The 12,741-nt window shown below is 68.7% G+C and carries 11 protein-coding genes and 5 pseudogenes; 12 read left to right on the top strand and 4 right to left on the bottom strand.

Annotated elements, in window-relative coordinates; genetic code table 11:
* A pseudogene (locus tag AD428_RS26405) lies at positions 1-133 on the bottom strand (FtsH protease activity modulator HflK); the annotation flags it as partial.
* 7 nt (positions 134-140) lie between these two features.
* Positions 141-482: pseudogene (locus AD428_RS29695) on the bottom strand (ATP-binding cassette domain-containing protein); the annotation flags it as partial.
* Between the two features lie 52 nt (positions 483-534).
* Between AD428_RS29695 and msrB the strand changes: the two are divergent.
* The 4 genes from msrB (at position 535) to AD428_RS19970 (ending at position 2,635) form a co-directional block, all read left to right on the top strand.
* Entirely contained in the window at positions 535-933 is a 399-nt protein-coding gene (msrB, locus tag AD428_RS19985) for a peptide-methionine (R)-S-oxide reductase MsrB (RefSeq protein WP_053246345.1), read from the top strand.
* Entirely contained in the window at positions 930-1,499 is a 570-nt protein-coding gene (locus tag AD428_RS19980; RefSeq protein WP_053246344.1) for a septation protein A, read from the top strand. The genes msrB and AD428_RS19980 overlap by 4 nt, the downstream gene beginning before the upstream one ends.
* Before the next feature lie 73 nt (positions 1,500-1,572).
* A complete protein-coding gene (locus tag AD428_RS19975; RefSeq protein WP_053246343.1) occupies positions 1,573-1,839 on the top strand; it encodes a BolA family protein in 267 nt (88 codons plus the stop codon).
* A 19-nt stretch (positions 1,840-1,858) separates the two neighbouring features.
* Positions 1,859-2,635, top strand: a complete 777-nt coding sequence (locus tag AD428_RS19970) for a peptidylprolyl isomerase (protein ID WP_053246342.1) — start codon at positions 1,859-1,861, stop codon at positions 2,633-2,635.
* Between the two features lie 172 nt (positions 2,636-2,807).
* On the opposite strand, the gene ligA is transcribed toward AD428_RS19970, so the two are convergent.
* Positions 2,808-4,919 carry an NAD-dependent DNA ligase LigA gene (gene ligA, locus AD428_RS19965; RefSeq protein ID WP_053246341.1) on the bottom strand — a complete coding sequence of 704 codons (2,112 nt, stop codon included), beginning with the start codon at positions 4,917-4,919 and terminating at the stop codon, positions 2,808-2,810.
* Between the two features lie 91 nt (positions 4,920-5,010).
* Here ligA and AD428_RS19960 point away from each other — a divergent pair.
* From AD428_RS19960 to AD428_RS19925, 8 genes and pseudogenes are all read left to right on the top strand, one after another.
* Positions 5,011-5,292: pseudogene (locus tag AD428_RS19960) on the top strand (methylated-DNA--[protein]-cysteine S-methyltransferase); the annotation flags it as partial.
* Between the two features lie 103 nt (positions 5,293-5,395).
* On the top strand, positions 5,396-5,710 hold a 315-nt coding region (locus AD428_RS19955), incomplete at its 5' end, for an ATP-binding cassette domain-containing protein (protein ID WP_152968166.1).
* The gene (locus tag AD428_RS19950) at positions 5,707-6,303 is read left to right on the top strand and encodes an energy-coupling factor transporter transmembrane component T (protein WP_053246339.1); all 597 of its coding nucleotides are present in this window, start codon (positions 5,707-5,709) and stop codon (positions 6,301-6,303) included. The genes AD428_RS19955 and AD428_RS19950, both read left to right, overlap by 4 nt.
* Positions 6,304-6,343: 40 nt before the next feature.
* Positions 6,344-6,902, top strand: a pseudogene (locus tag AD428_RS19945) (biotin transporter BioY).
* A 227-nt stretch (positions 6,903-7,129) separates the two neighbouring features.
* Entirely contained in the window at positions 7,130-8,293 is a 1,164-nt protein-coding gene (locus tag AD428_RS19940; protein WP_053246338.1) for an ABC transporter substrate-binding protein, read from the top strand.
* A 148-nt stretch (positions 8,294-8,441) separates the two neighbouring features.
* Positions 8,442-9,479 carry a branched-chain amino acid ABC transporter permease gene (locus AD428_RS19935; protein ID WP_053246337.1) on the top strand — a complete coding sequence of 346 codons (1,038 nt, stop codon included), beginning with the start codon at positions 8,442-8,444 and terminating at the stop codon, positions 9,477-9,479.
* Between the two features lie 5 nt (positions 9,480-9,484).
* Positions 9,485-11,323 (top strand): branched-chain amino acid ABC transporter ATP-binding protein/permease, encoded by a 1,839-nt coding sequence (locus AD428_RS19930; RefSeq protein ID WP_053246336.1) that lies wholly within the window; start codon positions 9,485-9,487, stop codon positions 11,321-11,323.
* A pseudogene (locus AD428_RS19925) lies at positions 11,320-12,076 on the top strand (ABC transporter ATP-binding protein). The gene AD428_RS19930 and the pseudogene AD428_RS19925 overlap by 4 nt, the downstream one beginning before the upstream one ends.
* 21 nt (positions 12,077-12,097) lie before the next feature.
* On the opposite strand, the gene AD428_RS19920 reads toward AD428_RS19925, so the two are convergent.
* On the bottom strand, positions 12,098-12,741 hold a 644-nt coding region (locus tag AD428_RS19920), incomplete at its 5' end, for a phospholipase domain-containing protein (RefSeq protein ID WP_152968165.1).

Genomic DNA, 12,741 nt, shown 5'->3' with positions numbered 1-12,741 from the left:
GGTTGGCGTAGGCCTGGCCCTCGTTGATCTGGCGCTCGCGGTCCTGGCCGGCCTTGACGGCGTCGTCGAACGCCGCCTGCACCTGCTCGGGCGGCTGCACGTTCTGGATGGCGACGGTGCTGACCTGGAWGCCSGMCCTGGATGCGCGCCTCGCGCCGCGCGCGGTCCGGCTCCAGCCGCTTCAGGCCGAACGCCATGTCCTCGCGCACGATGGGGAACACGATCTGGTTTTCGGGATTCTGGAACACGAAACCCACCCGCTGGCGCACGGCCTTGAGATCGGCCCGGGTGTCCAGGCCGTCCACGCGGACGGCGCCGGCCGTGGGCAGCACCAGTCCGTTGACCAGACGGGCGAGCGTACTCTTGCCGGCGCCGTTGGGCCCGACCACGCCGATGCGCCTCTCGGTGAGCCGCAGGTTCACCCCCCGCAGCACCTGGGCCTGGGCGGCGGACACGACCGCCTGGTCAAACTCGATTAACATGGGGCGGGATTATGCCCGAACCATTCCGGGCCAACAGACTCCAAGCACTGTCATGGAAAAAGTACGCAAATCCGACGCCGAATGGCGCGCCCAACTGTCCCCCGAAGAATACGCCGTCGCCCGCCAGAAAGGTACGGAACGCGCCTTCACCGGACGTTACTGGAATACCTTCCAGCACGGCATCTACCGCTGCGTGGGCTGTGGCACTCCGCTCTTCGCCTCGGACACCAAGTTCGACGCGGGCTGTGGCTGGCCCAGCTATTTCGAGCCGCTGGACCCCGAGCGGGTGCGCGAAGAGCGCGACACCAGCCACGGCATGGTGCGCACCGAGGTGCTGTGCAACATCTGCGACGCCCACCTCGGCCACGTGTTCCCCGACGGCCCCGAGCCCACCGGCCTGCGCTACTGCATCAACTCCCTTTCGCTGAAATTCGAGCCCCTCGACGAATGAAGAAGTTCCTGTTCGACCTGTTTCCCCTCCTGCTCTTCTTCATCGCCTACCGGTACACCGACATTTTCGTGGCCACCGGCGTGGCGATGGCGGCGGCCGTGGCCCAGATCGTCTGGCTCAGGCTGACGGGCAAGGCCATCGAGCCCATGCACTGGATCAACCTGGCCATCATCCTGGTCTTCGGCGGGGCCACCATCTGGCTGCACAGCGACGTCTTCATCAAATGGAAGCCCACCGTGCTGTACTGGCTCTTCGGCGGCGCGCTGCTGGGAGGCCGGCTGCTGGGGCGCAACCCCATCCGCCGCCTCATGGAAAAACAGATCCAGATGGCCGACGCCGCCTGGGACCGCCTCAACCTCATGTGGGCGGCCTTCTTCCTGCTGGCCGGCGCGCTGAACCTGTACGTGGCGTTCTCGGGCCACTTCACCGAGTCGCAATGGGTGAGCTTCAAGGCTTTCGGCCTCATGGGGCTGCTGGTGGCGTTCGTCATCGTCCAGTCGTTCTGGCTCGGCAAGCACATCCAGGCCGACGAAAGCTCTTCCGGCAACCCGCCGTCCCGCTCCTGACCCGGCGGCGCCGGCCTCGGCCGGCCCCGCATCCGCCCTCGCATCCGCCCTCGCATCCGCCCCCGCATCCGCCATGCCCGATCCCGACCGCATCGCCCTGATCCGCGAGCGACTCGCCGTCCTGGAGCCGCTTAGCCTGGAAATCCTCGACGACTCCCATTTGCACGCCGGCCACGAAGGCAGTAAAAACGGCGCCGGCCATTATCGCGTCCGCATCGTCGCCGCCTGTTTCGCCGGCCTGGCGCCGGTAGCGCGACATAGGCTGGTGTATCATCATTTGCAAGATTTGATCCCCTATCCGATCCACGCGCTTGCGCTAGACGCACAGGCTCCCCAATAGAAGGTAATAAAGGATTTACATGAAACGCATCGTCATGCTGGCCGCGGCCTGCGCCGTTGCAGTGCCCGCCTTTGCCCAAAACGTGGCCACCGTCAATGGCAAGGCCATTTCGCAAAAGAGCCTGGATCAATTCGTCAAGCTGCTGGTGAGCCAGGGCGCCACCGATTCGCCGCAACTGCGCGACCAGGTCAAGCAGGAGATGATCAACCGCCAGATCTTCGTGCAGGCCGCCGAGAAAGAAGGCATCGCCAAGCAGGCCGACGTGCAGACCGAAATCGAGCTGGCCCGCCAGGGCATCCTGGTGCGCGCCCTCATGGCCGACCACCTCGCCAAGCATCCGGTCACCGACGCCCAGGTCACGGCCGAATACGACAAGATCAAGAAAGAGCAGGCCGGCAAGATGGAATACAAGGTCAGCCACATCCTGGTCGAAGACGAGAAAACCGCCAACGACCTGCTGGCCCAGTTGAAGAACGGCAAGGGCAAGTTCGAAGACCTGGCCAAGAAGAACTCCAAGGATCCCGGCAGCGCCGAGAAAGGCGGCGACCTGGGCTGGGCGCCTCCCACCAACTACGTGCAGCCTTTCGCCCAGGCCGTCACGCAGCTGAAGAAGGGCGAACTGGTCGACAAGCCGGTCCAGACCCAGTTCGGCTGGCACATCATCAAGGTCGAGGACACCCGTCCGGTGCAGTTCCCGCCCCTGGACCAGGTGCGCCCGCAGATCGAGGAAATGCTGCGCCAGCAGACCCTGGCCAACTACCAGAAAGACCTGCGCGAGAAGGCCAAGATCCAGTAACGATCGGCGTGGGCCGCAAGGTCCGCGCGTTACGAGCACTGCCCGCGTCTGCGGGCAGTTTTTTTTTGCGTCTTCGTCGGGTGCGCCGTCGCATGGCGCGGGTCAGCGGTGAGTGGCCGTGGCCAGCGCCGGCCGGACCGCGCCGCGGTTGCGGGGCGCGGCCGTCGCGGCGCTACGCGCCGAGCAGCGCCTTGAGGCCGTCCTCGTCCAGGATGGCCACACCCAGTTCCTGGGCCTTGGCGAGCTTGCTGCCGGCGTCCTCGCCGGCCACCACGTAGGCGGTCTTGCGGGAGACGGAGCCGCTGACCTTGCCGCCGGCGGCCTGGATGCGCATGGCGGCCTCTTCGCGGGTCCAGTTGGGCAGCGTGCCGGTGAGGACGAAGGTCTTGCCAGCCAGGGTGGTGTCCTGCGGCGCGGGCTCGGCCACGGCGTGCACGCCGCGCGCCTTGAGCTGTTCGATGATGTCGCGGTTGTGCGGCTCGGCGAAGAAGCGGCGGATGGACCCCGCCACCACCGGCCCCACGTCGGGCACGGCGGACAGCGCGTCTTCGTCGGCGTCCATGATGGCTTCGATGCTGCCGAAATGGCGCGCCACGTCGCGCGCAGTGGTTTCGCCCACATGGCGGATGCCCAGCGCGAACAGCAGGCGGCCCAGCGTGGGCGAGCGCGCCTTGTCGATGGCGGCGATGAGGTTGTCGGCCGACTTCTGGCCCATGCGGTCCAGCCCCACGAGCTCCAGCGGCCGCAAGCTGAAGAGGTCGGCCAGCGACTTGACCCTGCCGGCATCCACGAGCTGGTCCACGAGCTTCTCGCCCAGGCCCTCGATGTCCAGCGCCTTGCGGCTGGCCGCGTGCCACAGGGTCTGCTTGCGCTGCGCGGCGCAGAACAGGCCGCCGGTGCAGCGGGCGATGGACTCGTCCTCGGGGCGCTCGATGGCCGAGCCGCATACCGGACAGGTCTTGGGCATGACGAATTCGCGGGCGTCGGCCGGGCGCTTTTCGAGCACCGCGCTCACCACTTCGGGGATCACGTCGCCCGCCCGGCGCACGACGACGGTGTCGCCGATGCGCACGTCCTTGCGGCGGATCTCGTCTTCGTTGTGCAGCGTGGCGTTGGTGACGGTGACGCCGCCCACGAATACGGGCTTGAGGCGGGCGACGGGCGTGATGGCGCCGGTGCGTCCCACCTGCACTTCGATGTCGAGCAGCGTCGTGGTGGCCTCCTCGGCCGGAAACTTGTGCGCCAGCGCGAAGCGCGGCGCGCGGGCCACGAAGCCCAGCACGCGCTGCGCGGGCAGCGAATCCACCTTGTAGACCACGCCGTCGATATCGTAGGGCAAGCCGGCGCGCAGGCCGCCCACCTTGGCGTAGTAATCCAGCAGACCTTGCGCGCCCTTGCAGCGATGGTTATGGCGCACATTCACGGGCACGCCCAGCGACGCCAGCCACTGGAGCATGGCGCCGTGCGATTTCTCGGGCAGCGTGGACGTTTCGGCCGCGCCGGCCGTGGCCTCGTCGAACAGGCCCTGCTGCGCGCCCGGCAGGCCGTGCACTTCGCCCCAGCCGTAGGCGAAGAAGCGCAGGGGCCGCTGGGCGGTGATGCGCGGATCGAGCTGGCGCAGGCTGCCCGCCGCGGCGTTGCGGGGGTTCACGAAGACTTTTTCGCCGCGCCGGGCCTGGGCCTGGTTCAGGCGCTCGAAATCGGCGCGGTTCATGAGCACTTCGCCACGCACTTCCAGCACGCGGGGCGCCTTGCCTTTCAGGCGCAGCGGAATGGCCTTGATGGTGCGGATGTTGGCGGTGACGTCCTCGCCGGTCTGGCCGTCGCCGCGCGTGGCGGCCTGCACCAGCAGGCCGTCTTCGTAGCGCACGCTGATGGCCAGGCCGTCGAGCTTGAGTTCGCAGAAGTAGTCCGCCTCCTGCGCCGGGCCCAGCATGCCGGCCTTGCGCAGCGTGTCGGTGACGCGGCGGTCGAAATCGAGCACGTCCTCGTCGGCGAACGCGTTGCCCAGCGACAGCATCGGCACCGCGTGGCGCACGCTGCCGAAGGCCGGCAGCGGGGCGGCGCCCACCCGCTGGGTGGGCGACTCGGGAGTGACCAGTTCGGGGTGCTCGGCTTCCAGGGCCTGGAGCTGCCGCATCAGCTCGTCGTACTCGGCATCGGAAATCGACGGCTCGTCGTAGACGTAGTAGCGGACGTTGTGCTGCTCGATATCGGCGCGCAGGCGCGCGGCCGCCTGCGCCGGGCTCTCCCCGGCGCCGGATCCTCCAGCGGCCTTGCCCATCAGGCAAACACCCGCTGGGCGCGGGCGCTGCCTGCGGGCAGGCCGGCCTGCTCGAGCTGGCCGAAGAGCACCTGCAGGCGCTCGTCGATGACTTTTTCGCGGACTGCAAGACCGTTTCCGGGCCGCCCGCCTGATCGGCGGCGATCCGGAATTCGAACGCTGGGTGGCCGCCGTGGTGGGCTTCGTGGAAGATCCGTCCGTGGGGCTGGACCTGCCCCTGGACGTGCGCGGCACGGCGTTCCAGCGCAAGGTATGGCAGGCGCTGCGCGACATCCCGCCGGGCTCGACCATTACCTATACCGAGCTGGCCCGCCGCATCGGCTCGCCGCGCGCCGTGCAATTGATACGACTGCTGGCCTTGCGACCACCATGTCCGTATGCTGCTCTTGATGCGGTCCAGGGAACCGAAACCCCGGTCCAGATCCAGCGGATATAGATGATGGGTGTCCGCACCGTCGGCAACCAGGGCCAGGGGNGGCGTGGCGCACCTGGCCGACCGCGCCAGCCACAGCCTGTCGGGCGGCGAGCGCCAGCTCGTGGCCCTGGCCGCCGTGCTCGTCATGGAGCCCGCGCTGGTCGTGTTCGACGAGCCCACCACGCAACTGGACTTGCGCAACCGCAACCGCGTGCGCGACGCCATCGCCGGCCTGCCGCACGATGCCCTGGTGGTCAGCCACGACCTGGAGCTGCTGGAGGATTTCGACCGCGTGGTCGTGGTGCGCGACGGCCTGGTCGCGGCCGACGACCGCCCGGGCGCCGCGCTGCGCTGGTACCGGGAGCATTGCTCATGATGGAGCCCCTCTACCTGACCGGCGACTCGGCGCTGCACCGGCTGCCGGCCTGGCTCAAGCTGTTGGTCCTGGCGGCGGCGGGCGCGGCGCTTTTCCGGGTGGACGATCCGCGTCTGCTGGCCGCGGCCTTCGCGGTGGCGGCCGTGCTCGCGGCGGCCACGGGCGTGACGGCCGCGACGGCCTGGCGCCATGTGCGGCCCCTGGCCATGGTGCTGGCGGCGCTGGCGGCCTTCACCTGGGCCGTGCAGGATGCGCGGGCCGCGCTGGCCGTGCTGCTGCGCGTGGCGGCGCTGGTCGCCCTGGCGCTGGCGGTGACGCTGTCCACGCGCACCTCGGACCTCATCGGCGTATGCGAGCGGCTGCTGGCGCCCTTGGAGCGACTGGGCCTGCTCGACGCCGGCAAGACGGCCCTGGCGCTGGCGCTGGCGGTGCGCTTCGTGCCCGAGATCTGGCGCAACTTCCAGGACATCCGCGAAGCGCAGGCGGCGCGCGGGCTGGCGGCCAACCCGCTGGCGCTGCTGGTGCCGCTGCTGGTGTTGACGCTCAAGCGCGCCCAGGAAGTGTCCGAGGCCATCGACGCGCGCAGCCCCTGAGCCGCGCGCCCCGTTGTTCCACCACCCAGGGGAGAGTCCCGTGAAATCCAACAACACCGTGCTGGTCGCGCTTTTCGCGGCGCTGATCGTCGTGCTCAGTCTGATTCCGCCCATTCCGTTGCCGGCTATCCCGGTGCCCGTCACCCTGCAGACCCTGGGCGCGATGCTGGCCGGCGCCATGCTCGGGCCTGTGCGCGGCGCGCTGGCCTGCCTGCTGTATCTGGCGCTGGCGGCCGTGGGCCTGCCGGTGCTGCCGGGCGGGCGGGGCGGGCTGGGCGCGTTCTTCGGCCCCACCGGCGGCTTTCTCGTGGGATTGGTGGCGGGCGCGCTGGTCACGGGCTGGCTGGCGCGGGCCTGGGCGCGCCGTCCCGGCCGCCTGGCGGCGCAGTTCGGAGCCTATGCGGCCGCCTGCGTGCTGGGGGGGCATCGCGGTGGTGTACGCCTGCGGCATCCCGTGGCTGGCCGCGGTGGCCAGGATGGATCTGTCCAAGGCGGCATGGGGCATGGCGGTGTTCGTGCCCGGCGACCTGGCCAAGGCCCTGGTCGCGGCCTGGGTCACGGCGCGCGTCGAGCGCGTCTGGCCGCTGCCGGGCCGGTGAGGGAAGGGAATCCCCCAACTGACGGTGCCGGGTCTTTCGAGTACAAGTTCGCCATTAACGAATGCGTTTGCTGAAATTCGCTCCGCCTAGCGCATTCGGGAATTACCGGAGTTGATCGGCATCATTTGATACTGTTTTAACTCTATAATATTTTTTTCTGTATAACTTTAACCAGGCTCGCCCCTCCCGGCACGGGACCCATAAAGAGCCGACACAGGAGACAAAACATGCGCAAGCATTACGGCTTGTCCGCGGCTGCCGCCGCTGTTGCCTTGGCGCTGCCCCTGCTGGCGAGCGCCCAGGTGAAGGTGGGCGTGACGGTGGCCAGCACCGGCCCCGCCGCCTCGCTGGGCATTCCCGAGCGCAACACGGTTGCGCTCCTGCCCAAGGAAGTCGCCGGCCAGAAGATCGAGTGGATCGTGCTCGACGACGCCACGGACACCACCCAGGCCGTGAAAAATTCGCGCAAGCTGGCCTCGGACGACAAGGTCGACGTGCTGATCGGCACCTCCATCACGCCGGGCTCGCTGGCCATGGTGGACGTGGCCGCCGAAGCCAAGGTGCCCATGATCAGCGTGGCCGCCAGCGCCAAGATCGTCGAGCCGGTGGACGACAAGCGCCGCTGGGTCTTCAAGACGCCGCAGAACGACGCCCTGATGGCCGGCGCCCTGGCCGACGCCATGGCCAAGTCCAAGGTGAAGACGCTGGGCTTCATCGGCTTTGCCGACGCCTACGGCGACGGCTGGCTGGACGTGATGCAGAAGGCCGCCAAGGCCAAGGGCATCGAGATCACCTCCATCGAGAAATACAGCCGCACCGACACCAGCGTGACGGGCCAGGTGCTCAAGCTGGTGGCCGCCAAGCCCGACGCCATTCTGATCGCCGGCGCAGGCACGCCGTCGGCGCTGCCGCAGAAGGAGCTGCGCGCCCGCAACTACGGCGGCATCATCTACCAGACGCACGGCGCCGCCAACAATGACGTGCTGCGCGTCTGCGGCAAGGATTGCGACGGCATGTACCTGCCTGCCGGTCCGCTGCTGGTGGCCGCGCAGCTGCCCGACAGCAACCCCGTGAAGAAATCCGCCATGGCCTACACCGAGACTTACGAGAAGGCCCACGGCGCAGGCACCACCAACACCTTCGGCGGCCACATGTGGGATGCCGGCCAGCTCGTGGTGGCCGCCTTGCCCGCGGCGCTCAAGACGGGCGCCAAGCCGGGCACGCCGGAGTTCCGCGCCGCCATGCGCGATGCCCTCGAAAACATCAAGGACTTGCCGGCATCGCAAGGCGTGTTCAATATGTCGCCCACCGATCATGCCGGCTTCGACGAGCGCTCGCGCGTGATGGTCAAGGTCGAAGGCGGCAAGTGGGTGTACCAGCCCGGCCTCTGATCCATGCGGGGCCTGCGCGCAGGCCCCGGCCGTCCCGGATGGGCTGCGCCGCATCCGGCACCCGACACACCGGCCTTTCCGGCCGGTGTGTCGCATCAGGGTTCCGGGCGGGGCCGGAACCCCAGGAAAATCACAAGGTAGTTGTTAGATGGATTCCTCAATTGCGCTAATCCTGCTGCAAGACGGCGTCGTCAACGGCGCGATCTATGCCCTGCTGGGCATGGCGCTCGTGCTGGTTTTCGCCGTGACGCGGGTGATCTTCATTCCGCAGGGAGAGTTCGTGGCTTTCGGCGCGCTGACGCTGGCCATGCTGGTGGACGGCAAGGTGCCGGGCACCGTCTACCTGCTGCCGCTGCTGGGCCTCGTCTGCCTCTTGATGGAGCTGGCGCGGGCCGCCCGCGCGCGCAGCGCCGCGGGCCTGCCGCGCGTTTTCCTGCTGTGCCTGGCATTGCCGCTGGCGCTGCTCTGGCTCACCACCTCCTATGCCGGGCCGGGCAACTCGCTGTGGCTGAACATGCTGCTCACGCTCGCCCTGGTGATTCCCATGGGGCCCATGGTGTACCGCATCGTCTACCAGCCGCTGGCCGAGGCCACGGTGCTGGTGCTGCTCATCGTCTCGGTGGCGGTGCACTTCGCGCTCACCGGGCTGGCCCTGGTGTTCTTCGGCGCGGAAGGCTGGCGCACGCCCGCTTTCGTGAGCGGCCAGGTCGACCTGGGTTTCGCCACCTGGTCGGCGCAGAGCCTGTTCGTGGTCGCCACCTGCGCGCTGCTCATCCTGGCGTTGTGGCTCTTCTTCGGCAAGACGCTGTACGGCCGCGCCCTGCGCGCCACCGCCGTGAACCGCCGCGGCGCGCGGCTGGTGGGCATCAGCACCACCATGTCGGGCAGCCTGACCTTCACCCTCGCGGTGGCCATCGGCGCCATGTCCGGCATGCTCATCGCGCCCATTACCACCGTCTACTACGACACCGGCTTCCTCATCGGCCTCAAGGGTTTCGTCGGCGCCATCATCGGCGGCCTGTCGAGCTATCCGGTGGCCGCGGCGGGCTCGCTGCTGGTCGGCGTGCTGGAGTCGTTTTCCTCGTTCTGGGCCAGCGCCTACAAAGAAGTGATCGTGTTCACCCTGATTATCCCGGTTCTGGTCTGGCGTTCGTTCAGCAGCCACCACGTGGACGAAGAGGAATAAACGCCATGAACCGCATTCTGCTTTTCGTGTTCGTCATCGTGCTGGCGGCGCTTCCGCTGGTGCCCGCCACGCCCGAGTTCTGGGTCACGCAGCTCAACTACATCGGGCTGGCCAGCCTGGTCGTGCTGGGCCTGGTGCTGCTGACCGGCGTGGGCGGCCTGACCTCGTTCGGCCAGGCGGCTTTCGTGGGCCTGGGCGCCTACGCCACGGCCTACCTCACCACGCAGTACGACGTCTCGCCCTGGCTCACGCTGCCGGCCGGCCTGGCGATCACGGCCGTGGTGGCCTACCTGCTGGGCGCGATCACGCTGCGCCTGTCCGGCCACTACCTGCCGCTGGGCACCATCGCCTGGGGGCTGTCGCTGTACTTCCTGTTCGGCAACATCGACTGGCTGGGCAAGCACGACGGCATTGCCGGCATCGAGCCCATCAGCGTGTTCGGGGTGTCGCTGGCCAGCGGCCGCCACATGTACTACCTGATCTGGGTCATCGTGCTGCTGGCGCTGTGGGCCACGCGCAACCTGCTGGATTCGCGCCCGGGCCGCGCCATCCGCGCGCTCAAGAGCGGCGCGGGCATGGCCGAATCCATGGGCGTGAACACCGCTTCCTACAAGGTGGTGATCTTTGTCTGGGCCGCCCTGCTGGCCTGCGTGTCGGGCTGGCTCTATGCCCACATGCAGCGCGCGGTCAGCCCCAGCCCCTTCGGTCTGAACTACGGCATCGAATACCTGTTCATGGCGGTGGTGGGCGGCGCGGGCCACGTGTGGGGCGCCATCCTGGGTTCCAGCGTCATCCTGGTGCTCAAGGACCAGCTCCAGAACCTGCTGCCCAAGCTGCTGGACACCAACGCCAACTTCGAGATGATCGTTTTCGGCGTGCTGCTGATCCTGATGCTGCAATACGCCCGCAACGGCCTGTGGCCCATTCTGTCGGGCTGGTGGGAAAGCATCACCGGCGCCGGCGGCTCGCGCCGCGCCATGGCGCCGCCGCCGGCCGCGCCGGCGCTTCCCCATCGCCAGCGGCCCCAGGCGGGCCAGGCCGTGCTGGAAGTGGACGCCATCCGCAAGGAGTTCGGCGGCCTGGTGGCCGTGAACGACATCAGCTTCACGGTCCGCTCGGGCGAGATCATGGGCCTGATCGGCCCCAACGGCGCGGGCAAGAGCACCACCTTCAACCTGATTTCCGGCGTGCTGCCCGTCACGCGCGGCCAGGTGCGTTTCCTGGGAGAGCGCATCGACAGCCGCCCGGCGCGCGAAATCGCCCGGATGGGCGTGGGCCGCACCTTCCAGCACGTGCAATTGCTGCCCGGCATGAGCGTGCTCGAAAACGTGGCCCTGGGGGCGCACCTGCGTTCCGACGTGGGCGTGCTGGCCGGCGCGCTGCATGCCGACCGCGCGCGCGAGGCGCAACTGCTGCACGAGGCGGCCGAGCAGATCAAGCGCGTGGGGCTGGGCGATTATCTGTACGAGCAGGCGGGCAACCTGGCCCTGGGCCAGCAGCGCATCCTGGAGATCGCCCGGGCGCTGGCCGCCGACCCCGTGCTGCTGCTGCTGGACGAGCCCGCGGCCGGCCTGCGCTACAAGGAAAAGCAGGATCTGGCCCGCGTGCTGGAGCAACTGCGCGACGAGGGCATGAGCATTCTGCTGGTGGAACACGACATGGATTTCGTAATGCGCCTGACCAACCACCTGGTCGTGATGGATTTCGGCACCAAGCTGGCCGAAGGCGTGCCGGCCGAGGTGCAGAAGAACCCGGCGGTGCTGGAAGCCTATCTGGGCGGCATCGACGACGACCTGCCCGAAGACGTGCAGGCCCGCCCCGTGCAGTCCGGAGGTGTGCAATGAGCGCGCAGAACACGCCCATCCTGCGGGTCGGCAATCTCTCGGCGCGCTACGGCAAGGTGGGCGCGCTGACGGGCGCCACGCTCGACGTGCCGGCCGGCAGCATCGTTACCGTCATCGGCGCCAATGGCGCCGGCAAGTCCACCATGCTCAACGCCATCATGGGTTCGCTGCCGCACACCGGCCACGCCGAGGGCTCGGTGCAGTACGCCGGCGCCGACGTATCGGGCTGGCAGGTCGAGCGCCGGGTGGCGGCGGGCATGTCGCTGGTGCCCGAGCGCCGCGAGCTGTTCTCGTCCATGTCGGTGGAAGACAATCTCCTGCTGGGCGGCTTCCGGCGCTACCGCGCCCGCGAAAGCGGCTGGCGCGACACCCTGAACGAGGTGTTCGACCTGTTTCCACGCCTGCGCGAGCGGCGCGGCCAGCAGGCCGGCACGCTTTCCGGGGGGCGAGCGCCAGATGCTGGCCGTGGGCCGCGCGCTCATGGCCCGGCCGTCGCTGCTCATGCTGGACGAACCCAGCCTGGGCCTGGCGCCGCGCATCGTGCGCGAGATCTTCCACATCATCGCGCGCCTGCGCGAAACCGGCGTGGCGATTCTGCTGGTCGAGCAGAACGCCCGCGCGGCGCTGCAGGTGGCCGATTATGGCTATGTGCTGGAAACCGGCGAGGTCATCCTGCACGGTCCGGCGCGCGAACTGGCCGGCGACCCGAAGGTCATCGAGAGCTACCTGGGGCTGGGCAAGGGCGGCGACTAGGGCCCGGCCCCGAAACGCCCCCTAGCCGGCGGGGTTCCAGTCCAGCAGCGGCGCGCCGCCCATGGCGGGGTCGGAAACGGACGGCGCGCCGTTTTCCACGCGGCCGGCGAAGCGGCGCAGGAAACCGCCGTCTTCGCGCACCCGCACCGCGAAGTCGTACCAGCCGCCGCTGTCGTCCAGCACGCATTCGTGCGCGGCGCTTTCCCCGGGCGCCACGGTGTAGGACGCGCCGGGATGGCCATAGGCGCGCGCCTGCACCTCGAAGCTGATTTCGCCCGAGCCGGTGTTGCGCAGGTCGATGCGCAGCGTCCTGGGATGCGGCGCGTAGCCGGCCTCGGCCTGGGCGGTGACGTCGCTCGAGGTGCCGCCCATGAAGTGCCGGTGGAACCCGTTGGGACCGAGCACCCAGAGATCGTAGCGGCCGTCGTGCGGCTGCGTGTCCCATTCGCCTTCCAGTTGCCTGCCCGCTTCCACGGTGTAGCGGCGCGGGCCGCGCGCAAGGTCCAGGCGGTCATAGACGTGGAAGACGGCGCCCGCGCTGCCGGCGTTCTGGAATACGAGTTTCAGGCGCGCACCGTCTTCGCTGGCATGTACGTGCAGGACATAGGGCAAGGCCCGCGAGGGGCGGGTGCCGGCCGACTGCCGCGCGGGCTCGGGCTCGGCGG

Source organism: Achromobacter sp. DMS1, from assembly GCF_001270295.1.
Note: the sequence above shows the minus strand (reverse complement) of the source record. Positions and strands in the feature narration are given on the sequence as shown.

What these genes read in the sequence shown, in the direction of transcription:
- AD428_RS19980 (WP_053246344.1), top strand. Translation starts at nt 930, where the DNA reads ATGAAGAAGTTCCTGTTCGACCTGTTTCCCCTCCTGCTCTTCTTCATC.
- AD428_RS19970 (WP_053246342.1), top strand. Translation starts at nt 1,859, where the DNA reads ATGAAACGCATCGTCATGCTGGCCGCGGCCTGCGCCGTTGCAGTGCCC.
- AD428_RS19930 (WP_053246336.1), top strand. Translation starts at nt 9,485, where the DNA reads ATGAACCGCATTCTGCTTTTCGTGTTCGTCATCGTGCTGGCGGCGCTT.
- ligA (WP_053246341.1), bottom strand. Translation starts at nt 4,919, where the DNA reads ATGGGCAAGGCCGCTGGAGGATCCGGCGCCGGGGAGAGCCCGGCGCAG.
- AD428_RS19940 (WP_053246338.1), top strand. Translation starts at nt 7,130, where the DNA reads ATGCGCAAGCATTACGGCTTGTCCGCGGCTGCCGCCGCTGTTGCCTTG.
- msrB (WP_053246345.1), top strand. Translation starts at nt 535, where the DNA reads ATGGAAAAAGTACGCAAATCCGACGCCGAATGGCGCGCCCAACTGTCC.
- AD428_RS19975 (WP_053246343.1), top strand. Translation starts at nt 1,573, where the DNA reads ATGCCCGATCCCGACCGCATCGCCCTGATCCGCGAGCGACTCGCCGTC.
- AD428_RS19935 (WP_053246337.1), top strand. Translation starts at nt 8,442, where the DNA reads ATGGATTCCTCAATTGCGCTAATCCTGCTGCAAGACGGCGTCGTCAAC.
- AD428_RS19950 (WP_053246339.1), top strand. Translation starts at nt 5,707, where the DNA reads ATGATGGAGCCCCTCTACCTGACCGGCGACTCGGCGCTGCACCGGCTG.